Consider the following 26,246-nt stretch of genomic DNA (forward strand, 5'->3'; position numbering starts at 1 on the left):
TTTTTAGGGTAGGGTGAATTGCCAGAGCGTAGGGGCTTAGCCATGTTAGCACCTATTCGGGTGCATTTTGATATCTGTTTAGTTTTTAAGTAAGAGTATTTCATGGGTGAGAAGGCTATTCTTGATCTTCACCTTGTTTCGGATTCCACGTGTGAGACAGTTGTGTCTGTTGCAAGGGCGGCAGTTGAGCATTTTAAGTCTTTAGAAGTAAACGAGTTTGTTTGGTCTTTGGTTGGCAGCAAGAGTCATGTAGATAGAATAATCTCTAGTATTGATCGCAAGAGAAATAACCTAATAATGTATACTGTGCTTGATGATGACCTGAGGGAATATCTCAAGAAAAAGGCTGAAGCTTATAATATTAGGTGTATCCCTATACTATCGCATATAATCAGGGAGATTTCTTGTTATTTAAGCGTTGCTAAGGACCCAAACGCTCATCCGCATCGGCTTAGTGATGAGTATTTTAACAGAATAGAAGCGATAAATTATACTATTGCGCATGATGATGGGCAGAGTCTTTGGGATATTGACGGTGCTGATATAATTATAGTAGGGGTTTCAAGAACTTCGAAGTCACCCACAAGCATCTATCTTGCTTATAGGGGCTATAAAGTAGTCAATATTCCATTTGTGCATTCTATTACTCTGCCAATAGATTCTGCAGCCCTAGCTGATAAACTGGTCGTTGGTTTGACTATAGACATAGACCGTTTAATACAGATACGTCGTAATCGTCTTATTTCCATGAAAAATCAGAGCAACTGCAATTACATAAGCTACGAGCAGGTTGAGCAGGAGATAAGCGAAGTCAACAGAATTTGTATGAAGAACCAGTGGCCACTAATAGATGTGACACAGAAGTCTATAGAAGAGACGGCTGCAACAATAATTCAGTTCTTCAATAGGAAGAATAATAAAATTGGGGGAGATGCATTTTGCTAATCGGGCATACACCATGGAATTTGTTATGTGATCATGGGATGATGTGCCAATCTTGGAAACCGATAGACATACTAAGCCTACCGTAATGTTGTGGTGTAGCTGTACGCATATATGAAATACGGAAAAGGGTGTTACTTTAGGGTTATGCGCCGAGCCTAGAATGGCATATAGTAAAGTTTTATAGGTGTTACGAGCGCGTTATGTACGTAGTTGATGGACAAAAACTAGCAGCACATGGCAGATCCATAGGAGAGGCGCTTCGGGACATTTATGCTAGAGAGTTACAGGACGTGTATGCATTAAGCGTTACGCGAACGGGAGGGGTTTGCGTAGATTATTATTTTGATGGCATAGAAGAACTGCAGTTTCAGTATAGATGTGATAAGGACTCAGAAGTAGAAGCATTTGTTGATGCATACCATCATGTTATTAGTAATGTACGAGCAGGGACACGCTGTGTAGACGAGAGAGATAGACATTTGGACTGTCTGGTGCATGCTAGAATATATGCTACAAGAGAGCTCAATGGTCTAACACCGCTAGATAGTAGAAGTGCAGATATACGAGAGCATTGCCCGCATATATCTTCTAGTAAGGATGAAATCGGTGAGTTTTGCTTTCAAGGTATGGATGATATTGGTTTTTACCTAATAGTTCCTGATGCACATTGGTTTGAATTTGCTGCGAGCTGTGGTGTAAGAACTATACAGCTTAGGGCAAAGGATAAGCCTGTAAGCGAAGTGGAAAACATGGTGAAGCGTTGTTCTGAAATTGCAGTACGCTACGGTGTAAGATTTATAGTGAATGATTATTGGGAGCTAGCGCTAAAATACAATGCATACGGAATACATCTTGGGCAAGAAGATATAAAAACTGCTGACCTGTATAGGATATCATCCTCTGGAATACGACTAGGAATTAGTACACACTGTTACCATGAGTTTGCACGTGCAAGCTTCTATAAGCCATCATATATTGCACTTGGACCTATATATGACACCACATCTAAGAGCATGCAGTTTCATGCGCAGGGGTTGGAGCTTCTAAAGCAATGGGTGAAGAGCAGTTCTTGTCCTGTGGTGGCTATTGGCGGCATTACGCTAGCTAACATAGATGATGTTGTGCGGTGCAACGCTGGTGGAGTAGCTGTTATCTCTGCTGTGACTGAGGCTGCTGATCCAAAAGATGCTATACGTCGATTTCTCGATAAATGTAGTGTGGGTGTATAAGTAAGGAAAAGGCAGCATTATCTTTATTTAACAGCCAACATCTTATCAGATAGAAGGGTTGAAAGGACCTTTAGCAAAAATTGCATGTTTTCAAATTATAGAACCCTGGTTTTATTTTTGTAGGTGCATAACATAGAGAAACAGGTTTAAAGAGCATAGAATTTGTATATGCGATTGTGAACTAGCCCATGTTGAAATACTTTCTGTACTGTAAACTGCTATGAAAACATCTTAGGTGCCTTGACTTTCAAATTCGTGATGCTGCTCTATAGCTAAAGTTCTATTTCCGCAGCTAGCCAATACTTTAGGCCTAATCAGTAGGTTTTCCATAGCGGGTTTACAACACTTTAAGGGCTATATATGTTGGGTTTCCTATAGAGGTGGCTTCATGAGTTATAGAACAAACATAAGCCGAGCTATCTATTCTCAGCAAGCATGTACCTGAAAATGCTGTTTATAACGTCGCGCGCAGTAGCAGAGAATCCTCATCATGTTATTAGGTCTCTTAGTGCAACTTCACGGCTAAGCTCGAGTATTTTTTTCTTTCTTCGTCAGTCACAGAGTTACCCCACTTTCTTCACGGATGTTAGTGTTTCACACCATAGGATTTCTCTCCCTCAACACTGAGAGGCCATTTTAGAATCAGAGTAGGTATCTTAAGTCTCAGGTTTTTTGATAACAGACGTCTTTTAGGGTAAGCAGTCTGACATAACATCTATGCAGGAAAGGAATTCAGTACGTTGCTATCATTAGGTACAATTTTTGAAGTTTTGTAGTGCAACTTTACGGCTAAGCTTGGGTATCTTTATTTCTTCAGTCACAGCAGTGAGCCTGCTGCTTTTTACGGGTCTCTGCACGGAACACCATAATATTCTTGTTCATTAGCACTGAGGAGAGGTAGAGTATGTTTGCATTAGATGGGTCGAAATAGCGTTATTTTTTCATAGTGAGCATAAGTAGTCTTATACGATAGCTTACATCACGTACTTCTTTGATAATTAAGGGAGCATTCCACTGTTTTCTTATTATAGCTCCTACCTAGTTCTATCAGTATAAGTTACAAGGATTATCCAGCTTTTTCACGGTTGGTGGCATTTTTTGGCGCATTATTTAGGCGTGGGGACACCGCACCCACTACAGCTCCAGTGACATGGTATGGTGTATAAAAAACATGAGAAGAACTAATAACATGCAGTGCACTGTAGATAGAGTCTACATGGAGAAGGGAAACTAGGTGGTGCAAATAAATTTTGAATTAAAACGTGTTGTTCTTTTTGACTACGTAGATGTTCAGTTTTTGGATTTTAGCAGCATACGGAGCTTTTGTGAGAAGATATACCGTATATGACTGCATTCTATCATAGATTAGGACGCAAAGGTAATACGCTGAGAGTTAGTAGAGCTGATTTCGGCCTCTGTGAGTATATTTCAGCCCTGTGGCTGTTGAGCGTCGGAGCTTTTGTGAGAAGTAGTAACGCTTAGTAAGGAAATTGTGTTTCCGTTTTTTTTCAGGATTTTAAACAAAAACCCATGTAGATGGAACATCTCGCCCTCTTCAGGTATACGCTCCACGTCATGCAGAATTAACCCAGCTAAAGTTGAAGCTTCTTCAGGTAAATTCCAGCGAAGTTGTCTATTTACGTCTCTAATAGGGGCACCACCACCAATATGGAACTCATTTTCGCTAATAGAGGTAATTAAGCTTTCTGGAACTACGTCGTGCTCATCAGAGATATCACCGACTATTTCTTCAAGAATATCTTCCAGTGTCACAGCACCTTGCAAGGTTCCATATTCATCTACTACTAGAGCAAGATGCCTACGCTTGTAGCGAAAATTGTGTAATTGCACACTAAGAGGCGTAGTATCAGGCACGAACCAAGGCTTGTTTATTATGCTATATATGTCGCTCTTAGTTACGTTATTACTCTTCTCTCGTACAAGATCAGTAACATCCCTTACGTGGATGACTCCGATTATTGATTCTTCACGCTCCTTCCAGATCGGAATCCTACTATGGCTGCTCTGAAGAATTTGCTTTATCAAGACGCCTACTTCTTCGTCTATATTGAGAGCAAACAAATTTTTCCTATGCGTCATTACCTGAGATATTTCAGTCTCTGCTAAGTCTAGGACACTGCTCAGCATGTCTAGATCTTGTTGAAACATTGTTCCCTTACTTTCATGCAGCAATATGAGGTTTCTCATTGCATCTACAGCGGAAATCATTTCTCTTTCTCCCCGCATTCCGAGTATTTTTACTACAAAGTCTACAATGTACCTGATAGAAACTGCTATAGGAGAGAGCAGTAAAAAGCATGCGTGCACAATGACTGAGGTACGCAGCGAGATCTTTTCCGGATTTTGAAGAGCATACGTCTTGGGGAGTACCTCTGAAAATAACAGAATCAGGCACGTGACAGTGACAGTAGAAACCACCAATCCCTCAGAGCCCAGTAACCCCACTAACCAAGCTGTAGCAACAGAAGACGCAGCTACGTTGGCAACGGTATTTCCAATTAGCAGTGTGCTGATTACGAGTTCCTTCCTAGCAGTAAGAGCATCCACAACTTTAGCTCTCCTATTACCACTTACCACTAACTTGTGAATGGACGAAGGGCTCACAGAAGTAAAAGCTGTTTCCGCTGCAGAAAAGAAAGCGGAAGCGAGCAATGACAAAGCGACAATAATCAACACTAGAAAACGGCATCGATCCTAGGAGCATTCTATACGATAATCGCAATATCTTCAAGTTGAAATATTAGTTAATTTCCCAAGCACACAAACAAAAAAGGCAAATTCCATTTTTAATTAATGTGTATTCTTGTATAATGGCATGCTCTGCCACAGAAGAGGTGATGGATAAATTATGCATCCGCTAGCTTACCTAATCGATACATTGTTGAGTGCATATAATTTCGCGCTTATCGCATATGTGCTACTGGGGTGGCTAATCGCTATGAGGGTAGTAAATAGGGATAATGAATTCGTGTATAGGGCGTATGCGGCGTTATCAAGATTATCCAGGCCAGCTATTGCTTTGATTCAGAGGTACATTCCAAGCGTTGCAGGTCTGGATTTGTCACCAATGATACTTTTGATTTCTATCAGCTTTTTTAGGTATGCATTGCGTTACTACTTTGGGTAAGTGGATGGGATATTCGAATGAAGTACATAGCAGGATTATTCCGCTTCTGTGTGGTGCTGTCCTTAGTTGTTTTTCTTGAAGCTTCAGTTATTACGTATAACGCGTGTGACTCTGCATTAAACTCTACAGGATGTATTGGCACTGCTGCTGGAGAGGTAAGCAATTTGATGGGAACTGCAGGAGCATATCTCGCTGACGTTCTCGTGCAACTTTTTGGGATGGCAGGCGTTGTACCTGGGATTTTAACGTTGGCGTGGTTACAAAAACTGCCTAAATTCGTGCGTAGAATATACATACCAGCTCTATGTCTTGTTACTTTTAGCATTGCGGGAATACTGGCAAAGTTTTCATTTAAAGCTACAAGCGTGTTCCATTATGGGGGTTTTGTAGGGCAAAAATTTGAAAGTTTTTCTTTAATTACGTTGATTGTATCGGCTTCTATAGGCATTTTTAGCTCTATAGGGTGGCAAGTGCCTGTATTTTTCGCTAGGATTCTGGTCAAATTGCTATCTCGCTTGAGATTGAGGGTGAGTGCAGGCAGACTTAAAGAAAATGAAAGCAATAATGTTTCAGAGATTACCGTGCCGACGAGCTATGTCATACATGGTGTAAACACTGCCGGGGAGGGGACATCTCCGCTGAAGGATCATGCGTTGAATATTGTTCAAGATGATGATGTACGAGAGCATATCGCAGTAGAACATGGGCAACATAGGGAGTACGCGAATACGAAGATCATTAACACATTTGCTCCTTCTGGGCATTATGGATACGAGGAGAAGTTCCATGGTGTTCCTGAGCAGGAAGATAGTGTCATCGAAGAGCAATATGAGAAAGATCAGGATGAGTTTTTTGATGAGGAAGAGGAATTTGATGATTGTGAGTTAGATGACTCTTTTGAAGAAGACTGTGAAGATGATATGGAAGATAGTCCACTTCATGATGAACCTAGATACGAAGCATCCTCAACGCGTTGTGGTGATGTAGATATTGCAGGAGAGGACGAAGAGGATGTTGCTCTCTGCCAAGATGAAGAAGAATACGACGAGGACGATTGGGATATAGATGATAAAGAAGAGGATGAGGAGTGTGAGATAGAGGAAGGTTCTTCTTCTCTTAATGCTTTGGAACCAGATGAGGATGATGCTCTAGAAGAAGAGTATGAGGAAGAAGAGGGGTATGAAGAAGATGATGATGCATCGTACAACCAGGAGGAGGTACGAAATTTCACCTTGCCTCATGTAGAGCTATTGGAGGATAGGCGAGAGCATGCGCAGGATGACGTGGATGATAGCGCATATAAAAATGAATCTGAGGAGTTGTACGAGGTTCTCAAAGATTTTGGCGTATATGGCAAGATCATAGATGTTCGCTATGGACCAGTAGTGACTCTATACGAGTTTGAGCCTTCAGCAGGAACGAAGTCTTCGCGAATTATAGGCTTATCAGATGATATAGCGCGGTCTATGAGTGCGCTATCGACCAGGATTTCAGTTGTCCCTGGTAGAAATGTTATGGGCATTGAATTGCCGAATCGCAATAGAAAGATGGTGGTGCTTCGTGATCTGATAGAAAGCAAGGAATATTTGGACCGTGCTCTGAAGTTACCTATCATTTTAGGTAAAGGTATAGATGGCGAGCCTGTAGTAGGTGATTTGACGAAAATGCCCCATCTGTTAATCGCAGGTACAACGGGTTCAGGAAAGTCGGTTGGTATAAATACCATGATTCTGTCATTATTGTATAGGCTCACGCCTGATCAGTGTAGAATGATAATGATAGACCCAAAAGTATTGGAGTTGTCAGTTTACGATAATATTCCGCACTTATTGACTCCTGTGGTGACTGAAGCGAAAAAAGCAGTAGCAGTGCTAAAGTGGGTGGTAGCGGAGATGGAAGAGCGCTACAGGTTGATGTCGGCAGTAGGTGTGAGGAACATCACGGGGTATAATGAGAAGATTGCTGAGGCGGCATGCTGTGGTGAAGTTTTTAAGCGTACTGTGCAGACGGGTTACGATAAGGATTCAGGAGAACCTATTTTTGAGCAGGAAAAGATCAAAAATATCACTCTTCCATACATTGTAGTTATTGTCGACGAAATGGCAGACTTGATGATAGTTTCCGGCAAGGAGATAGAGTCATCAATTCAGAGATTGTCTCAAATGGCTAGGGCTGCGGGTATACACATTATTATGGCGACGCAGAGGCCTTCTGTAGATGTTATTACAGGTGTTATAAAGGCTAATTTTCCCACTAGGATAAGCTTTTCTGTAACTTCTCGAGTTGATAGTAGAACAATTTTGGGAGAACAAGGCGCGGAGCAACTGCTCGGGATGGGGGATATGCTATACATGGTTGCAGGGGGTAAAATACGTCGCATTCACGGTGCTTTTGTTAGTGATAATGAAGTTCAAGATGTTGTGAATCATTTGCGTATGCAGTGCAAGCCCAGATATGTAGAAGGTATTGCTAGGGCCTTAGATAGCAGTGTAGGGGATGAAATATCTACAGAAAATTTCGATGGTAAAGATGATGCCTTATATGAAAAAGCAGTTTCTGTTGTGCTAAGAGATAGAAAGACGTCGGTTAGTTATGTGCAGCGACAATTGCGCATCGGGTATAACAGAGCTGCGAATATAGTGGAAAGAATGGAGCGTGAAGGCATAATAACTGAGGTAGGGCACCTAGGCAAAAGAGAGATAGTGGATTAGTATGAACATCTGCCATAAAAATGGTAATAGACGGCTATAGCTGCTCAGTCTAAGCCCAATAGCATTATGCGTTCTAGCCCACTAAAGCATGGTGCACGGGACTCATGTGCATGTATGAGTAACGTTTATACCTTCTTATCACAGAAGAGAGGGGGTCTGCACCTCAGAGCAAGCCCTATGATGTATAGTGGAGTTGTACTTATAGGGAAAAGCATGGGGTTCGGGTATTGTGTGTGCTATAACAAAAGCTAGAGAGGGTTTGCTGTTACGCTATAGTCGCATGAATTCCGCGGGAAGTCTTATAGGGGAGAGTATTTCTGCTGATTGTTCTTCTTTGGTTTGTGTGGAAGTGAGCTTGTTTGTATACAGCAGTTTTTCATGAGCATTTCAGAAGAGTAAAGTCTCGTATATCCTCGAGAAAGAGCTAAGCAGAGTGGTGCCCGGGACAGCACTGTATTTATAGCTGATTGCTATTGTTAGGACTTAGAAGCTCTTGTGTACTACTTTGTGGAGGTAGTTAGCAGTTGTTTGAGTAATTCCTTCGGATTAGGTGGTGTAAATGCGTCTCTGATCCTTTAGTAAGGTTTAAGATTGACTGGAAGTTAGCGCTCCGTGGTCATAATAGGGAATGAATTGCCATAGGTATAATCCTAATAGCTGGTATAGAATTGAGGATTTGTATCTGGTAGTGTCCTTATGTTTGGAAGGCATGGCGCACGTTACTCATGTGCATGTATGAGTAACGTTTATACCTTCTTGTCGCAGAAGAGAAAGGGTCTGCACCTCAGAGCAAGCCCTATGATGTATAGTGGAGTTGTACTTATAGGGAAAAGCATGGGGTTCGGGTATTGTGTGTGCTATAACAAAAGCTAGAGAGGGTTTGCTGTTACGCTATAGTCGCATGAATTCCGCGGGAAGTCTTATAGGGGAGAGTATTTCTGCTGATTGTTCTTCTTTGGTTTGTGTGGAAGTGAGCTTGTTTGTATACAGCAGTTTTTCATGAGCATTTCAGAAGAGTAGAGTCTCTTTTGTATGAGCATATGTATGATGCTCTTGCATAAGATAGTTTTTAGATCCTGGTTTTGTAATATACGTGTGTTGTTGAATATCATCATGTGAGTCCTTTCGTAATACTGCATATGGTCTTCTAATGCTTCTTTATAGGCATGTTTCATGTAATCTCTTTCGGTGATGGCGTTGTATTTATGTACTAGATTTCAGGTGAGAGCATTTTAGAGATTAACTTATATACTCTTCAAGCATAAGGGAATTCACTATTTAAGTAGTAAGGTGGATGCTGAAAGATAAAGTCTAAAGTGGTCATCAGATAAAAAGATTTCACGGTGATAAGAAGGAATGAATATAGTCAATGAGGTTAGACGCTATAAGTTAGAAAGTTGTATAGCCATGAACCTCCAGTTGATCAACTTTCTATATGTCCCCGTAAATCTTGGAAGATATAAGAAATGCCTTAAAAACAGGCAGATAAAAATAGTACAAAATCAGGAAGAGAACTTTATTATTATTACTCCTCTTTAATGTGTATTATCTCCGCAGCCAAGCTAGTGAGCAGTTCGCTATATAGTATATGCCGTAAAGGTCAATCGGTGTTCTTTTTTAGATCTCTTTTCATAGTTCGTAGATATATATCAACCTCATTCTTCCTTACTTCTACTATCCCTTATATCCTTGGTCTTGCCTTTTAATAATAAGATTTATTATGTAGGGTCTTAGAATACCTGGTGATCTAGATGAGGGTAGAAGAAACCTCTCTAATCTCAACAACTACTGTTAATGGAATTCCGCACAGCCTGATGATAGGCCTCTAGATAAAGTGCGCCCTAATTTCAATGCAACCTGTCACTTCTCTCATATCTGAAATGACATTCTAAATAGCTTATCTTGGCACAAACCAAGCGCCTGATAATAGCACCAAAAATCTCAGATTGCTGTAACGCACCACCCCTACAGCACTGACTCTATGCACAATCTTCTATCCCCAAGTTAACAAGGGCAGAAGTGATAGTAACTCGTCTCTGATCCTTATGAAGGTAGAAGAAACCTCCCTGAGATCAACAGCCTCACCACCTTCAATAGTTTTCGCTAGTAACCCAGCTATTATGGTTTTTTCATCACGATTAAGAGCTACTAGATCTTTGGCTACGGCTTTGGCGTTGTCGTTAGTTTCAGATTCTGGCACAACACCACTTGTACCCCTAGAAGTAGGTCAGTTCTTACCATCTTTTAGAGTTTCAGCTATAAAGTTCTAAAACCTGCGGTGCTTCATAACCGCTGCTCATGTCTCCGCTCGTGGCCAGCATTACAACATAAAGATGTATCACCACCCGTTCTACTCCTAGCTCCCGGTTTTAGCGCGTATTGCCAATGAGTTCCCTCACCTCTACGAAGTGCCACGTCGTTTTCGTTGCCAGACGTGACCTTCGTTTCCGCAGTATACTTACCATAGGTTGAACCGGGGGTTTCGCTGTTGCCAGGCTTCGTCTTACAAATCTGCTTATTAATATTAGGATGAGAAATCTCAAGAGGTGAGTGATGTCTTTACCTTATAGATCTGACAATAAAATCCTGTATAGCAAATCTAAAAAATGCAAAACCCTTACCCCTATCTCAAGTTAACCATACCGAGTATGGAGATACTCATATCTCAACAATTCCCCCCCTTCAATAGTTTTCGCAAGTAACCCAGCTACTATTGTTTTTTCTTCAAGGGTGAGTTTTTGAGTGAGATCGTCAGCTACAGCTTTTGCGTTGTCGTTAGTTACATGTCCCTGGTTCCTTCTGGTATCAGTTTCCACTGCTGTTGATGTAGACTAATTACTACTTCCATCTTCTAGTGTTTTGGATGTAAAGGCTCTTATACTTCCACAGCGGTGACACCATTGCTATTCACGCTGCTACCCTTCGCCCTGTACCCCACTAACAGCTACCTTGCTTCACTGCTATCAGTATTCGCGTTGTTCGTGATCGAAGCATACTTTCCGTACATCTACCGCCACTCACTTTCTTCTTTATCACACAAACCTTGTCACTGACGTTAGAGTGAGAGATCTCAACAACCTTAGTAATGTCTCCCTACGATATATTCTAATAATAGATTCCTGGATAACCAGTCTTCAAGATACAAAACCACTCTCGAGTAACCATGCCTGAAACGAAGAGATAACTAATATCTCAACAACCTCGACACCTTCTTCAATAGTATTAGTTGCCACTATAGATATCCCGTACTCTCTGTATGCTTGTGTTATGGCATATAAGCTCTGCTCTTTTATATGGAGCACCCTCTTGCAGTTTCAGCATCCCTGATCTAGCAGAGTGCAAACTTTAAAGCAAAACCATTTGTGTTGCTTTTTATGTAGAGCACATCCCGCTATAAATTACCGCCTGTCACATCAATACTTTAATGCTATGGTTGTGGTTATCGTATCCCATACCCGTAAATATGCTCTAGCTCTCAACAAAAGTTAAAATAGCATGGCACCACTGCAACATACGTAGGTAGCTATCTTTTTAATTACATAGAGCTTCGAGATTTATATGTTATGCGCTATATGGGACGCACAGATGTTAAAAAAGATATGAGAGTCAATACGGGACAGAGGCTGAGTAACAGCACTACACTGGCAAGAGAGAAGAAGCGCGGTGAGAATAGCCTCTTCTCTCTTTATTCTCTACATTGCACTACACGCAAAGTAGCAACAAAGGTCCACTAAGCTGTTCTTTGTTGCTTATCTTTACTACTGTCAAATATCTGCCGAACAAAAAGTTCTTTATACTCCGGAGTGCAATCCAACCCTGTGCTAGGTTTCTCACTACCCATGTCAGTTCCCCCAGGTATCGCGTCGAGCATCGACTTTGTGGTACGTTTACCTTGATCACCACAACAACCTTTCTCTGTGTTACTAGTGTCTTCAGCCCCGATATTATCGTTTACATAACCGCGTACACCTTCTCCTCCCTTATCGGTAGGTTTTGTATCTCCTTGGTGGTCCACAAATGGCTGATCTTTTTCCTCACCCACGATCTTTTCGTAAAAGTAGAAGATAACGAACGCTACCGCTAGAACTGCTTGTGTTGTCAGTAAAGCCATATCTGTTATGTAGAACAGCTTGTGCGTTTCTCCCACTAGAAGATATGCTTCATAGAAGTGACATATACAATGGAAAGCCTCAAACAACGCTATCGTCAAGAAGACAAACGACTTCACCCACACACCGGTTTTCGATGCTGCTTTATCCCCACCTTCGGAGTTGATCTTTTGTTTATGCTCATATATTACCTCATATGCTCGGATGGATGCCGATATTGCACCGAGCAAGGGAGCTAGTATAGAGACTACAAGAGCAATAATCTGTATGGCCTTGCTTTCAATACCAACTTCCATGATGAGAGATAATACACACAGCATTACCCAGTACACACTTGATGCGATTGTAGTGCTGTCCTTCGAGTGCCTTATTTTATACTCCTTCCCTGTTATCTTGCCTTCCTCAAGGTCTTTACGATGCTTCAATACAGCCGCGTAGGAATCTAAAAGAAGCACCACAGCGAGTAGCGCGTATACCGTAAAATAAGCAAGAGTTACGCGGTGTACTATAGAGGGCTTTATAGAATAGTGGATAACTGCTAATGTAAAAAACGTAGAGAAAGTCTCTGCAAGCATCATTAGAAACGACGCCACTAGGAAAACTGTCTCTGGTACGTTGCTTTCGCTGGTACTTTCAGACTCTTTTTCTTTATCTTTCCTAAGTTGTTCCTCTCCAACGATCAGGGGGCGTGTCTCTTCGTCATCTGACGACTCTACCAAAACGCTATTTTCGGTATAAATACCCCCACCCTCTTCTAATACTTTTTTTACCATATCCACCCGCTTTGACTACAAAAGAACCCTCAAAATAGTATTAATCACTTTGTGCCAAGTCAACTAAAAATAGTAATATCTTATATATGCGAAAAATTTAATATCGGCTATAGAAGAGCTAAAGACTGCTGCACATGCAATTATCATTACATGGTTTAATGTGAGTTATGCAACTGCGCCTAATTCATTTTTTCGCTATAAAGTGGGTTGCATAAACATAAATATATAAATTATGCTGATTAAGGTTTTTAATCACTTTTTGAGGAGCTGCTTTTATGTTCAATGTGCTATAGTTCGAGTAGTGTAGAGGATGTGTAATTTATGGTAAAATGGCATATACATCGTTAAAAAAGAACGGATAGTGAAATATCCTAATGCAAAGTTTTTGTAGACAATGCGTATACTGGGCACCATTAGTGTAACGCTGCAAATTATCTGGAAGGGCAAAAAGTATTAGTAACTTGTGCTCTTACCTGAGCTTAGTGCTGTATTAGGTGTTGAATAGTAGGGAAAATTAAGGCTTTAGCTATACGCGGCTGTGAGGTCTAGGTTACGTAGATTATGTGTGAAAAATCGTAATGAGAGGTTTGTGAGGGAAGGGCGCCTGGCAGGCATGAAAAGATTTTGGAGTCATGGTATGGAAATACTACTTAATCTTGAGTTCAGTATGTGCGGTGGTTGCGTTTATTATAAAAAGGTATAGCGTGTCGCAAGACCTGTACTTGGGAAAGGGTATTTGAGGCGTGGAAGTGGTATGCAGAGATTGCTGAGTGTTTTGCCTTCGTAGGATGAGGGATTTATCAATATGCTTATCACCCTTAGTGCTATGTCTGGACGTCTGTATACGAACTGCATATTGAAAATGCCGTATAGCAGACTTTCTAAAATGATGCATTATTGTGGCAAAAACACACAGGTCCTCGTTAGGTAGTAGCAATGGGGAGAGCTGCGCTGCAGTCTGGTGAAGATGCCCAAATTCATGACGTGAAATGGAAGTCTCATAAAGTTTGTATGCTCTTCAATCTGTAGTGGGTAAGCGCTTTTTACTATTTAATCTTGGAGAAAGAAAAGCGATATTTTGTGACAAAATAGCAGAACATTGTTTTCGTTTGGGGTATTCAATCTATCACGGAGTTACGAAGAAAGTGCATATGCATTCTAAACACTACGTCTGTAAAACCAAGCTAGTAAGTGAGAGAAAAGTTACTTTAGTGAGTTGATAGCGGAGATTTGTAGGAGCTTAATTAGACCTATCTTAGAAATGGAGAAAAAGTTAGCGAGTAGCAAGTTGACTATGTTCTGCTTTGAGCAGTATTTCCAAGATTACATGTTGAGAGAGTGAAAGTGTGAGATCCTGATACAGGGGAATAAATGCTGCTATGCCCGATTCTGACAAATGCAAGAAATCAGACACTCTTGGTGGAACTACAGCCGGAATATAAGATAGCAAATATTAGAACAGCAGTCACTTTCCCTGTCCAAAGAGTTTTCTACATGCAAACAAAGCGCGCTGTTCGCACGAATTGGAGGTAAGAAACCTGCAAGGGCTTCCGCGTTGTGGTATTAGCAAAACTAATGAGCTTGTGGATAGTGTGTAAACGCCCTCGATACTAAATAATAGTACACAACTGTTATGACTACGTAGCGTGTTGTTTCCTAACAGTAAAATTTCTGGAAAGTATTTATCTTATTTAGGTCGCTTCGGCGATTAGTTGCAACTGACACGACGGTGCATACGAAAATTCTGACCAAAAAAACTTACTAGAACAAAACCTTAAGCGCTGCGTAACGTCAGTATACATCTACCCTAAGCCCACCTATTGTGCAGAGCAACCTAGCGCATCCCTTACATCACAACCACAAGCATGCAGCCCGAGTCTCACTAACTAAACGAACGCAGAAAGCCTTCAAATATCTGCAAAAACTCATCTATCTCTTGTCTTGAGACAATTAATGGAGGAACCATTCTCAACACATTCCCAGATGCTGGGGCAATCAGTATACCATGGGATATAAGTTGTTCAGCCATGCTGTGAGCACTTGCTGTATCATTAATTTCTACACCGATCAAGAGGCCTATTCCTCTAACATTCTTTATTATAGGAAACCTCGTAGCCATTTGACTCAGCTGCTCGATGAAATAAGCACCATTTTGTTCTACGTTTGCCAAAAAGCCTGGCTTGGTTATTTCACGAACGATCGCGCGAGCAACAGCAGTAGCCAAAGGATTACCACCACAAGTCGAGCCATGCATGCGCTCAGTAACAAATTGCCCTGCTTTTTTCGTTATGAGGCATCCACCTATAGGGAACCCACCCCCTAAACCCTTTGCAAGCGAGCATATGTCTGGTGTTACGGAAAAATGCTCATAAGCAAAGAATTTTCCTGTCCTCCCGGAGCCACATTGTACACAGTCAAAGAATAGCAATATGCCGTGTTGATCACACAATGCTCGCAAATCTCTCAACAGTTCACCGCTCAGCACATGAATGCCACCTTCGCCCTGCACTGGTTCTACTAGTATGGCACCTATGTTTCCTTTTTCTACCTCACTACGTATAGCCTCTATGGATGGAGTAACACTCACAAACCAATCGACATACGGGTATAAAAGGGGAAGAAAACCTGTCGGCTCACTAGCAGAGCACGTTGCATAAGTTCTTCCATGGAACGCACGCCTCAACGTCAGTACTTTATACCTTTCAGGACGTCCTATACCATTTTGGTATGACCGAGCAACCTTAAATCCGCACTCAACAGCTTCTGCGCCAGAATTCACAAAAAATGCCATATCGGCGAAACTTAAGCCTACAAGTTCTGCAGCCAAGCTTTCAGATTCCTGAATTCTATACATGTTAGACACATGCCATAGCGCTTTGGATTGCTCACACAATGCCTGTACCATAGCTGGATGGCAGTGACCAAGCGCGCTCGTAGCCCTTCCAGAACCGAAGTCTATATAACGCTTCCCGCTACTATCATACAAGTACACCCCTTCTCCCCGAACGAAACTGATGTCGAACGGTTTGTAAAAAGGAATCATAAAGTCACAAACCACAACTATCCCATAATACTGACTGGTCAACGCTCAGGATAACTCCTCTATTTCAAATAGGTCAACAGAAAAGTACCTTGGAAGCCAAATGATCATTAAGGATTGATGCTCTCAGAGTATGCTATATATTTTTAGGACAGTTCGAGAGCGGTGTATCTATGCTTAGATGGGTCTTCAGATTTCTGATAAGGGCGACATTGGTTGTGCTGTTTGTTGGGTCAATGTGGTTTACTTATGCATATGTATCTGACAGAACGCTAAGCAAAGCAGCTATAACAATAAACACAGAGCTGAATAATGTATTTGAGCATTCGATTTTAAGAAAATACATAGTCTTGTTGCGTGGAGCGCCTGTACATGTTGGTACTAACCCTTATCATATCAATCTCATAATTAAAATGCAGGCAGAGTTCATGCATGCCCTCCATATGCTTAAAGACGTTGAGTTGGTTTTATATAACGCTAACGGGAATGTCATGTTCACTGTAAGCGATGATATGGATACGGAAGTCAGTGATGCAAGTATTGTGCTATCTCCTGAAGAGCTTTCTCTTCTTTCCAAGGGGGAAATCGTGCATGGAACAAGTGCGTACGGCATATACTCTTCCGTATTCCCCCTTATGGATGAATCAGGAGAGCCTATAGTATTTTTGCGAGTCACAAGGGACTGCAGCGAGATGGCGGTTTTCTTCTCTAACTCGAATTTTGTATTTGTAATACTGGTCGGTATTGCTGCAGCAATATGTATAGTGTTGACCCTTGTCATATACAGAAAAAATGTAAAGTTGCTTAATAGCCAATACGATGCAAACCTTGAGTTACAAGAAAAGAAGGAAAACGCAGAAAAAGAGAGCGTAAGTAAGTCACAATTTCTTGCTAATGTCAGTCATGAGTTACGCACTCCTCTAAACTCCATTATAGGTTTTTCAGAAATAGTTCAGAGAGAGTCTTTGGGACCACTTGGAAATGCGCAGTACAAGGAGTATATCAAGGAGATAAACCATGCTGGGGTACACTTATTAAGTCTGATAAATGACATATTGGATTTTTCTAAGGCAGAAGCAAATAAACTCAGTGTAGAGCTCGTAAAATGCGATCTACGTAAGATAGTGGATTCCTGTTTTAACATGATGTTACCCAAGGCTCAGGAAGCCAAGGTCGAATTAAAGCGTGATATGCCAGAATCACAAATAGTGCTGATGGTTGATGCCAGAAGAATGAAGCAGGTTATACTCAACATACTAACTAATTCTATGAAATTCACACCAGAGAAAGGGTTTGTAAGGTTGTCTGTTGAGAAAAAGCAGGAAGAGGTTGTAATAGAAATATGTGACAATGGCATAGGTATTGCACAACAGGATCTGTACAAAGTAATGTCAGTATTTGGGCAGGCAGATAGTACACATTCTCGCAAATATGAAGGAACAGGATTGGGTTTGCCTCTGAGTAAAAAGTTGGTAGAGCTGATGAATGGTACTTTCAGTATTAAAGGTGAAGCAAATCTTGGAACAGTTGTAACTCTCTCATTTCCATGCGTTGAAGAAAGCCCTGAGAGCGAAAAGGCCTTTTAATTTTTGCTATACGGTAATTCACAGCCTATAAGCCGATAAGGAAAATAGACACATCAGTGCCCAAATATGAGTAGTATTCTCCTGCTTTGCTTCCAGATAGCAGCAATAACCTAGTGGAAAATATATCCTATATTTCGTGATGAAGGAGTATTTGTGCGGTTTACAGCATTTATACCAGTGATTTTTACCGAATCATGCCTATTAAAAGCCGCCTATGACTCACACTCTGTTTTGTCCAGCGTGCGGAATGCCTGTAGATGTAGTACAAAGCCTGGGGAACTAGCTATAAGCGATTGGGTATTTATTGAGGCATTTTACACACTGGTATCTGTCCAGGTATTTCAAGATGGGAATAATGAGGTGAAAAGATATCCTATATTTTGTGATTAGGGAGTATTTGTGCGGTTTACAGCATTTATACCAGTGATTTTTACCGAATCATGCCTATTAAAAGCCGCCTATGACTCACACTCTGTTTTGTCCAGCGTGCGGAATGCCCGTAGATGTAGTACAAAGCATGGGGAACTAGCTATAAGCGATTGGGTATTTATTGAGGCATTTTACACACTGGTATCTGTCCAGGTATTTCAAGATGGGAATAATGAGGTGAAAAGATATCCTATATTTCGTGATGAGGGAGTATTTGTGCGGTTTACAGCATTTATACCAGTGATTTTTACCGAATCATGCCTATTAAAAGCCGCCTATGACTCACACTCTGTTTTGTCCAGCGTGCGGAATGCCTGTAGATGTAGTACAAAGCCTGGGGAACTAGCTATAAGCGATTGGGTATTTATTGAGGCATTTTACACACTGGTATCTGTCCAGGTATTTCAAGATGGGAATGAGGTAACATTAATGCGTTTATGGAGGATTTGCAGATAAAACGCCAAGAATATTGTCCACCCAAGTATCACGATACAATACTCCTTATAGTGTATGAATCTGTAGCGTGGTAGCGCATGTATACTGAGAAACGTGGTATCTATCGTTCTTAAAACGTGTTGATATGCTGGATTGAAGCATAATATATTTATTTTAGCCCGTATTGACAGAGTCAAAGAAGTAATGGGTGTTTCTCGATTTTGGACTTTCAATACACACCTATTATTCAAGGTCTCTATACGCCCTAAGATTTGTTTTTTTGGGTTCTGGACTTGTTAGAGGTGTTGACTGGCCTACACATAGTGTTAAGTATCACAGCAAGCCAGTGATAGTGGGAATAGAGCGTAGTTACGGATAAGGCAGTAGCTTTTAAACTAAGACAGCAGAACTTGCGTAACTGGTATTCAAGTATTAGCTATCTCTCAGGAGGTTTAGTGCTTCTTTTACCTCATGCCTCAAAGTAGCCGCCAAGGTTACATTAACTGCTGATAACCTTCTATACTCAACCCTGCAGCAGGGCGCTATCTGCAAGAGCTCGGTAAAGTGGATCACGGTCATATAGATTGGTATCAGAGATGGAAGCAGTGGTGACTTTACCACTAGGGTCCAGGGCCAACTTGATTACGTCACTACACTCCTGCGCAACCCGTTACTTTAGAACATAAGCGATAGGCGAATACCTATGAAACTTGCTGGGGATTGAACGTCAACACAATTTCATTCCAGATACTATAGTCAGTTCCCCGTAGTTCTGTTATAGGGTTGCACTTATGTACTGCACGAAGGGCGCTATCTGCAAGAGCTCGGTACAGCGGATCATTATCATATAGATTGGTATCAGAGATGGTAGCAGTGGTAACTTTACCGCTAGGGTCCATGGCCAACTTAATCTTCACTACTGCGTTGCTATCATCATCTATGCCAGCAGGTATAGTCCAACACTTTGCAAACTGTTCTGATAAGGAGTCTACCACCTCCTCAGGAGCATGATTATTAAGAACGTTTTGGAATATAGACTTAGAATACCCAAAGAACCCCTTTTTATGTGGATTGGTGTATCTCGCTCCAGATTGCTGCTCGTATTCATACACGGGCTGCACTACCATCAAGTCTTCCTGAGATGCCAGAGTATTAACGGCAATATCAGACCTTGCCAAAGACATCCTCGCGGGTTTCTTACTAGTTTGGCTTGGGGGTTGAATGCCTGGCTTTGTAAAGAGCCCTGAGCGCTGTACGTCCTCAGTACTATTCACCAAATTAGCAACTTGTGACCCAGCAGATGTTATGTAATCTACATCTGCAGTGCGAGCTTGTGATTTGATTGCAACACCATCACAGTTTGGACAACACGAAGCAGTAGAGACCCCGTACGACTCAGGTGGCGAGGTACGCACAACTAGAAAAACCCCCATCACCAAATGCACAAGCAAAGAAGAGATTATATGAATATTCTTCCCCAGCGCTCCACGTATGCCACCTCTGACGGACAACACAGGCCGCCTCCACATTAACCGAGACACCACTTATCTCCTATACAAGCCTAAGCAACTCACCACAAACAACAATAACCAAGAAGAAGTAAGCTAGACCATGACCTTACACCGAAGGTTATAGTAGATGCAGAAAATACCAAACTGACCAGTTGAAAACTAACCGTATAAGTACATAGTACTGTTTTATAAAGTGGTCAAGACAACAGGGTATAGAAGATGTACTTCCCGTACATCGATTGTTTGTAATATATTTAACAATATTAAGAAAAATATGAAAAAATACACTCTACCCTTTGTATCACCCACAATGACTTCAGCTATCTCTGCTCTCAAAAGAGGAATCAGAAGCGCATTCTTCGTTTGTTACGAATGCACTCAACTCGTAAACCAAATTACCTAGTCTATGTGATAACTTCGTCACGTATGCCGAAAAACCATTGTAAAATAGTTGGGCGGGAATTGCCACCAACAGCCCAAGGGCCAACGTATACAAAGCCTCTGCCATATAAGGATACAATACAGACGCTATTTGTTGCGATTCACCAATCGAGACCGCTCTAAAGCTCTCTATCACCTTCCAAAGTGTACCAAGAAGCCCAATATAAGGAGCAGAAGACCCAATCGCAGAGAGAAGACCTAGTTGCTCTTCCAGCTTATCGACTGCCCTAGTGAGTTCAGAATTAATGGCCCTATGAAACCCCTCTTTTTTGTTATGAAGCTGTTGTGCGTGTTTTATCCCATGCTGCAATATTTTAGCTACAACACCGCTACCGCATTCTACAATTTCCCTTATACCTAAAGCCGTACCGCGGGAATTGAAGACAACTTCAACATCGTGCAGCTCCCGTTTATGTCTGTTGATTACAAAACACTTTTTAAAGATTATGGCCCACGATACTAAGGAAAAAGCAAGCAACACGAGCATAACTAAACGCACCACAATACTAGCTTCGGCGAATACATCAAATGCCGAAACTCCATTCTGGATGTGCACTGCCGATTCAGCTATCTCTTCCATAAAAAAGCCACCGAATTACTGTCAATCTCTATACCTTTAATTCCTTGTGGTCAATAACAAAAGCCCTGATAATAAATCAGGGTGTCCCAAACACAAGTTAGCAGAATTGTGTATAGAGTGGCATGAACCATTATGCATGCTATAGGAGCCTACAACGTATAGATGTGGTTAATCTATAGTAGTAATGCTGGTGTGCTTTAGACATAAGCACTTAGGGCATGGTGTTGTTCATCAACTTCGCGGCAACCGTGAAAATTGTTATTATGTGGTAATATTGTGCCGATAGTAGTTTTAAGTGCGCAGACGATCAATAAAATTGCCGCAGGTGAGGTAATAGATTGTCCAGCGAGCGTAGTAAAAGAGCTGGTAGAGAATTCCATAGATGCGGGAGCCAAAACCATAAATGTGCATGTTGACAAAGGAGGTCGCAACTTAATTTCAGTGAGTGATGATGGTTGCGGAATCGCATGTGAAGAAATGGAAAAAGCGTTTATCGGTCATGCTACATCCAAGCTCATTGATGGGGATCTTGCAAATGTGAAAACCATGGGCTTCAGAGGAGAAGGTCTTACAGCAGTTGCATCGGTAGCCAGGGTGAAGATGGTTTCTAAACATGTGGATGCAGAGAGAGCCTGGTCTATCACATTCGAAGGAGGAGAAAAAACCAGAGATTTAACACCGGGGGTTTTGTCTTGTGGTACACATGTGGAAGTGAGAGACTTGTTTTTCGCGACTCCTACGAGGCTGAAGTTTTTACGGACAGAAAAAGCTGAGATGCAAAATATTGTGGATTTGCTCAACAGGCTAGCCATGATAAACTATACCATAGCGTTTTCTCTTACCATAGTTGAACGCCAGATCTTTAAATACTCAGCGCAGGAAAGCCTTATCGAGAGATTGAAGGAAATGAGAGCGTTTGGCGAAGTTTTCTGTGAACAATCACTGGAGATAAATCACTCTATAGACCACGTAAGAGTATATGGGCACATAGGTCTGCCGACGTTTAATAAGTCTAAGCCGGGGATGGTACACACTTTTGTGAATGGTCGGCCAATTTACAGTACTCTACTACTCGGAGCAGTGAAGTCTGCTTATCATGGGTTAATCCCAAAGGATAGGCATCCTGTTGTTGTTTTAGCTCTGGATGTTATGCCTGCTTACGTTGATGTTAACGTGCATCCTAGCAAAATGGAGGTCAGATTCCAGGACAAGCGCCTTGTATATAAGGCAGTGCTTGATGCACTAGGTGAGGCTTTGTCTAGTAACGTATATGCCAGGTTTTCACCTGCCGCAACTACTTCGGAAGGACATGATCACTTCGCTATGGATAGTATTGAAAAGACCTACGGAAAGTTTTTCTCCGAAGATACAGAAGCAGCTTCAACTATACAACTGCAACCAGAGGTGTTAAATCATAACATACCGCTGCTGTTTGGCAGTAGTCACGTTGATGATTCCAAAGGAACGCATGATACGAGGTTTTGTGCCGATCACACTCATCATAATGATACAAAAGGCTCGGTGCATACGAAAAGTTTTTCAGCAAGATCATCCTCTTCTGCAGAAAGTAAGATGGAGCAGGGATGCATGCTGGAAGAGCCTCCTTTAGGTTATGCAGTTTGCCAACTATTTGAGAGATATATCATTTCCAGAGCGGGAGATTACGTCATAATAGTTGATCAGCATGCTGCTCATGAGAGGCTTGTATGTGAATATATAAAGAAGGTTACAGAACAAGAAGGAATAAAAAGACAGGTTCTGCTGATGCCAGAGTTTATAGAGCTTGGAAACGAGTACGAGCTGGAATTGCTGACTGAGTATCGGGAAAAATTAAGAGATCTAGGGCTTATAGTAGAGCCTATGGGTGACCTTACAGTGGTAGTTAGAGAAGTTCCTGCTATCTTTGGTGTTGTAGATGCTAAGGCGCTAATTTCCAAGATATTAGAAAGCATAATGGCAAAAGGTGACGAACTTTTTGTGAAAGGTAAGCTGAGCCATATTTGTGGTACAGTTGCATGCTATAGCTCCATAAGAAGTGGCAGGATTATGAAATTGGAGGAAATGAACAGCCTACTCAGGCACATGGAGAGCACTCCGCATTCTGGTCAGTGTAACCACGGTAGGCCCACGTATGTGAAGCTTAAATTGTCAGAAATAGACAAGTTATTTGAACGTACGTAAAGTGAACCGCATACATGGCTCAAAAAGATGTACAGTGCTTTTGATGCGTTGGTAGAACAACTGGTGGTGGGTTTTTCTGTGTAAATCAGGATCATGTCATTACAGTGAGATGACATCTGTAGGAGCTGCTGCACTCATAAAGATCTGTACATACGTAAAGCAGAGAGACATGCTAGATAGCAGAAAAGTACTGAATACTGGCGGTGGTTTGTACCATGTTGTTAATAAGCAGTATGGAAACGTTGGGCACTACAAGAAAATCGACACTATAAAAACTGTTTATGGTACCAAAGAGGCATGTACATACAGTGGGCATCATATCCCTTGGAAATGTGATGGTAGAGACCCCAGCAAAAGCCGAGATTTCAGGAGAGAGCTGATAACTCAAACCAACCTTTAATCTGTAAGCAAGCTTAGGAGTGATGTGCTCATCAACAACGCCCTCTAAGTTCCCACCCAAGCCAACACAAGTATACGGAACAACCCCTAAGCTTTTTTCCTGATTTATCTCATAATACATTCCTATAAAATAAACATGATACTTGGTGATGAAAACTCACTAGGTAAACATAACGCAGGTACTCTAGACATGAGCCTTGCAGCCTGTGGTACACACTTTAGGGGGTCAGATAATTTATATAAAGACGCCAATGTCCCTGATAATAGGGCGCAAGATCACTGAATGAAGCAGCTTGAGATTATTCACTCACTATCAGAACCAACTCTATATTCCTAACCGCTTTACAGTGCTGCGGTTATATTTAGAGGTTGTATAGGTGAAACTTCACACAATGTCAGAAATAACCATCACAAGGTTGATCTCAGCGGAAGGTGAATAAACGCGCTTTAGGTTCTAATGAGGGGCGGAAGAAAGCACACTGCTTTCATAGCGTTATGTAAGTTCCTATAACATCTGAAATGATATCCTGGATAGCTTCTCCTGGTATAAACCAAGCGCCTGATAATAGCACCGCTTCAGATATTAGATTACTGTAATGCACCTCCAGAGCATAGACTCAGTGCGCAATCTTCCATTCCCAAGTTAACAAGGGCATCAGTGATAGCAACTCGTCTCTGATCCTCATGAAGGTAGAAGAAACAGCCCTTATTTCTACAACTTCCCCCCCCCTTTCAATAGTTTTAGCAAGTAACCCAGCTACTATGGTTTTTTCTTCAGGGGTGAGCTTTGTTAGGTCTTTGGTTACGGCTTTGGCGTTGTCGTTAGTTTCCGACCTAGTGTGCGTATTTCGTGTATCCTCCCTAGAAGTAGGCCAATTCTTACTACCATCTTCTAGCATCATGGCCTTAACAAAGTCACGTAAAAACCGTTGAGGTCTAGTAGTACCACTACTACTCTGTACCCAAAGATAACCTGAACAGAAGCGGTAGCAAGCCGTATCAGCTGCTTACAAAGGTAGAAGAAACTGTCCTGATTTCCACAACCTCACCCCCTTTAATAGTTTTAGCTAGTAACCCTGCTACTATGGTTTTTTCTTCAGGGGTTAGCTCCTGTACTAGGTCTTTAGCGACAGCTTTGGCGTTGTCGTTAGTTTCCGACCTAGTGTGCGTATTTCGTGTATCCTCCCTAGAAGTAGGCCAATTCTTACTACCATCTTCTAGTATCATGGCCTTAACAAAGTCACGTAAAAACTGTTGAGGTCTGGTAGTACCACTACTACTCTGTACCCAAAGATAACCTGAACAGAAGCGATAGCAAGCCGTATCAGATGCTTACAAAGGTAGAAGAAACCGCCCTGATTTCAACAACCTCACCCCCTTCAATAGTTTTAGCTAGTAACCCTGCTACTATGGTTTTTTCTTCTGTGGTGAGCTTTGTTAGTTCTCCGGCTACCTTTGTTGCGTTATTACTACCTTTATCACTAGAACCCTGCGTAGTAGGCCAATGTTTATGACTTTCAACTTCTAACACATGCTGTCGAAAATCCTTAAAGGCTCCGTTCGCCGCTCCTAGAGATCCGCTCGCGTGGCCAACTCCACAAGTGAGTTCTCCAGAATTTGTTCCAGTGCCGTATTTATTACTTCCTGTATTTATCTTACAAATCTTCCCATCAATGGTGGGGGAGGATATCTCCACCGCCTTAGCAAACTGAACAATATCCTTACCGGAGGTCTTAGCAAGAGCAGCAGCAAGGTTATCAGTCTGTCCAGTAACAACATCATAAGCTAACTCCTTAGCTAGTAGATATACTGTATCTACTTCATTTCTCTAATAATACTCTTCCACTATCTCTAATACCCTTGGTCTTGTTTTTTAATAATAAGAGTTACTGCATAGGCTTTTAGTATACCTAGCAATTCATAACTTTTATAATAAATCCGTAGATAGCTCGATCAGAAAATCCTAGTTATAAACCTGCTACCGAGTAAAAGAGCTCAAAGTAGTGCTTATGGAGACTTACATAAAGTAATAAAGAATATTTAGAAAATATGGAGCACCCTAAGCTCAGTAAGGCAATTTAATCTGCATTGCCTATAATTGGTCATCCATAGGCTAAGAAAGAATATAAGTGGGGTTATTTTTGTTTTTATAGGGTACAACAGGTTTTTACAAATCCCAGAGGTATGTATGGTCACTACGGCGTGCTTCATTGATATACCACTCTAACGCAACTCGATATGCTGAGTTGACTTGTAGCGCACAGCACATGCCCTCTTGCGATCTTGATGAGATCATCGTTAACATTCGTGTAATAGCCGCCAATACCGCAAAAGTGACTCTTATGGCTGCACGAATAAAATCGCACTCCCCTGGGCATCTTAGCATACACCCTCGTATCAAGCCTCTAACACCTTTGCCAGGCTTTGATGCAGTTCCAATAGCTTCTTGAAACATATACACTACAAGAAAATTACCCGATACGGCTTGGTTGTAACGCTTTTTATAGGGCTTTCTAACCCAAAACAGCTACATATATATACTAGAATTGCGGCAGGTGTGAGTAATAATGATGTCTTGTAAGGCAGAAAAGAAAAACAAGATACATCCCTGTATAGCGATGATACTATCTTTGCCAGCGATATATGTACTTATCATTTACATATCTGTGTATTCACTTCATAGAGGACATATCCCTTCTCTTTGCCGCACTTACCCTTACTATAAATTT

General features: G+C 41.5%; 18 protein-coding genes and 3 pseudogenes. 9 read left to right on the top strand and 12 right to left on the bottom strand.

The window, feature by feature from the left end:
• Positions 1-102 precede the first annotated feature (102 nt).
• Both APHWEB_RS04050 and thiE read left to right on the top strand, forming a co-directional pair.
• Positions 103-945 carry a pyruvate, water dikinase regulatory protein gene (locus APHWEB_RS04050; protein ID WP_011451042.1) on the top strand — a complete coding sequence of 281 codons (843 nt, stop codon included), beginning with the start codon at positions 103-105 and terminating at the stop codon, positions 943-945.
• A 200-nt stretch (positions 946-1,145) separates the two neighbouring features.
• Positions 1,146-2,174 (top strand): thiamine phosphate synthase, encoded by a 1,029-nt coding sequence (gene thiE, locus APHWEB_RS04055; RefSeq protein WP_020849027.1) that lies wholly within the window; start codon positions 1,146-1,148, stop codon positions 2,172-2,174.
• A gap of 1,428 nt (positions 2,175-3,602) precedes the next feature.
• On the opposite strand, the gene APHWEB_RS04060 is transcribed toward thiE, so the two are convergent.
• The gene (locus APHWEB_RS04060; RefSeq protein ID WP_011451038.1) at positions 3,603-4,871 is read right to left on the bottom strand and encodes an HlyC/CorC family transporter; all 1,269 of its coding nucleotides are present in this window, start codon (positions 4,869-4,871) and stop codon (positions 3,603-3,605) included.
• 172 nt (positions 4,872-5,043) lie between these two features.
• Between APHWEB_RS04060 and APHWEB_RS04065 the strand changes: the two genes are divergently transcribed.
• On the top strand, positions 5,044-5,322 hold the full coding sequence (locus APHWEB_RS04065; protein ID WP_011451037.1) for a YggT family protein: 279 nt from the start codon (positions 5,044-5,046) through the stop codon (positions 5,320-5,322).
• Positions 5,323-5,372: 50 nt separating this feature from the next.
• Entirely contained in the window at positions 5,373-8,033 is a 2,661-nt protein-coding gene (locus tag APHWEB_RS04070) for an FtsK/SpoIIIE family DNA translocase (protein ID WP_230473088.1), read from the top strand.
• Between the two features lie 1,993 nt (positions 8,034-10,026).
• Here APHWEB_RS04070 and APHWEB_RS04080 read toward each other — a convergent pair.
• The 5 genes and pseudogenes from APHWEB_RS04080 to APHWEB_RS04095 all read right to left on the bottom strand — a co-directional run bounded on the left by APHWEB_RS04080 (position 10,027) and on the right by APHWEB_RS04095 (position 15,958).
• The gene (locus APHWEB_RS04080; protein WP_020849399.1) at positions 10,027-10,233 is read right to left on the bottom strand and encodes a hypothetical protein; all 207 of its coding nucleotides are present in this window, start codon (positions 10,231-10,233) and stop codon (positions 10,027-10,029) included.
• A gap of 466 nt (positions 10,234-10,699) precedes the next feature.
• A pseudogene (locus tag APHWEB_RS06440) lies at positions 10,700-10,813 on the bottom strand (P44/Msp2 family outer membrane protein); the annotation flags it as partial.
• 354 nt (positions 10,814-11,167) lie between these two features.
• A complete protein-coding gene (locus APHWEB_RS06445) occupies positions 11,168-11,335 on the bottom strand; it encodes a hypothetical protein (protein WP_011451033.1) in 168 nt (55 codons plus the stop codon).
• Positions 11,336-11,763: 428 nt separating this feature from the next.
• Positions 11,764-12,915: a hypothetical protein gene (locus APHWEB_RS04090; protein ID WP_020849398.1), complete on the bottom strand. Its 1,152-nt coding sequence runs from the start codon at positions 12,913-12,915 to the stop codon at positions 11,764-11,766.
• Positions 12,916-14,797: 1,882 nt separating this feature from the next.
• A complete protein-coding gene (locus APHWEB_RS04095) occupies positions 14,798-15,958 on the bottom strand; it encodes an aspartate aminotransferase family protein (protein ID WP_045895593.1) in 1,161 nt (386 codons plus the stop codon).
• A gap of 170 nt (positions 15,959-16,128) precedes the next feature.
• Between APHWEB_RS04095 and APHWEB_RS04100 the strand changes: the two genes are divergently transcribed.
• The 3 genes from APHWEB_RS04100 to APHWEB_RS04110 all read left to right on the top strand — a co-directional run bounded on the left by APHWEB_RS04100 (position 16,129) and on the right by APHWEB_RS04110 (position 18,426).
• Entirely contained in the window at positions 16,129-17,541 is a 1,413-nt protein-coding gene (locus APHWEB_RS04100) for a sensor histidine kinase (RefSeq protein ID WP_011451027.1), read from the top strand.
• A gap of 153 nt (positions 17,542-17,694) precedes the next feature.
• The gene (locus APHWEB_RS04105) at positions 17,695-17,931 is read left to right on the top strand and encodes a hypothetical protein (protein WP_020849396.1); all 237 of its coding nucleotides are present in this window, start codon (positions 17,695-17,697) and stop codon (positions 17,929-17,931) included.
• A gap of 9 nt (positions 17,932-17,940) precedes the next feature.
• Positions 17,941-18,426 (top strand): hypothetical protein, encoded by a 486-nt coding sequence (locus APHWEB_RS04110; RefSeq protein ID WP_020849395.1) that lies wholly within the window; start codon positions 17,941-17,943, stop codon positions 18,424-18,426.
• Positions 18,427-19,106: 680 nt separating this feature from the next.
• On the opposite strand, the gene APHWEB_RS05805 is transcribed toward APHWEB_RS04110, so the two are convergent.
• Together APHWEB_RS05805 and APHWEB_RS04120 are read right to left on the bottom strand one after the other, a co-directional pair.
• Complete coding sequence (locus APHWEB_RS05805) at positions 19,107-19,919, bottom strand: cell envelope integrity protein TolA (protein WP_133121393.1); 813 nt, start codon at positions 19,917-19,919, stop codon at positions 19,107-19,109.
• A 313-nt stretch (positions 19,920-20,232) separates the two neighbouring features.
• Entirely contained in the window at positions 20,233-20,937 is a 705-nt protein-coding gene (locus APHWEB_RS04120; protein ID WP_011451023.1) for a MotA/TolQ/ExbB proton channel family protein, read from the bottom strand.
• A gap of 276 nt (positions 20,938-21,213) precedes the next feature.
• Here APHWEB_RS04120 and mutL point away from each other — a divergent pair, with 276 nt between their 5' ends.
• Positions 21,214-23,118 carry a DNA mismatch repair endonuclease MutL gene (gene mutL / locus APHWEB_RS04125; RefSeq protein ID WP_020849394.1) on the top strand — a complete coding sequence of 635 codons (1,905 nt, stop codon included), beginning with the start codon at positions 21,214-21,216 and terminating at the stop codon, positions 23,116-23,118.
• Positions 23,119-23,290: 172 nt separating this feature from the next.
• Here the strand turns inward: mutL and APHWEB_RS04130 are convergent, their stop codons facing one another.
• The 4 genes and pseudogenes from APHWEB_RS04130 to APHWEB_RS04145 form a co-directional block, all read right to left on the bottom strand.
• Positions 23,291-23,668 (bottom strand): P44/Msp2 family outer membrane protein, encoded by a 378-nt coding sequence (locus APHWEB_RS04130; RefSeq protein ID WP_410517941.1) that lies wholly within the window; start codon positions 23,666-23,668, stop codon positions 23,291-23,293.
• A 466-nt stretch (positions 23,669-24,134) separates the two neighbouring features.
• Complete coding sequence (locus tag APHWEB_RS07160; protein WP_020849393.1) at positions 24,135-24,419, bottom strand: hypothetical protein; 285 nt, start codon at positions 24,417-24,419, stop codon at positions 24,135-24,137.
• A 106-nt stretch (positions 24,420-24,525) separates the two neighbouring features.
• Positions 24,526-24,798, bottom strand: a pseudogene (locus APHWEB_RS06940) (P44/Msp2 family outer membrane protein); the annotation flags it as partial.
• 46 nt (positions 24,799-24,844) lie between these two features.
• Positions 24,845-25,385 (bottom strand): annotated as a pseudogene (locus APHWEB_RS04145) (P44/Msp2 family outer membrane protein); the annotation flags it as partial.
• A 399-nt stretch (positions 25,386-25,784) separates the two neighbouring features.
• Between APHWEB_RS04145 and APHWEB_RS06450 the strand changes: the two are divergent.
• Positions 25,785-25,967: a hypothetical protein gene (locus APHWEB_RS06450; RefSeq protein ID WP_155237143.1), complete on the top strand. Its 183-nt coding sequence runs from the start codon at positions 25,785-25,787 to the stop codon at positions 25,965-25,967.
• The last annotated feature ends 279 nt before the right edge of the window (positions 25,968-26,246 follow it).

The sequence above is a fragment of the Anaplasma phagocytophilum str. Webster genome, assembly GCF_000964685.1.
Classification (GTDB): Bacteria; Pseudomonadota; Alphaproteobacteria; order Rickettsiales; family Anaplasmataceae; genus Anaplasma; species Anaplasma phagocytophilum.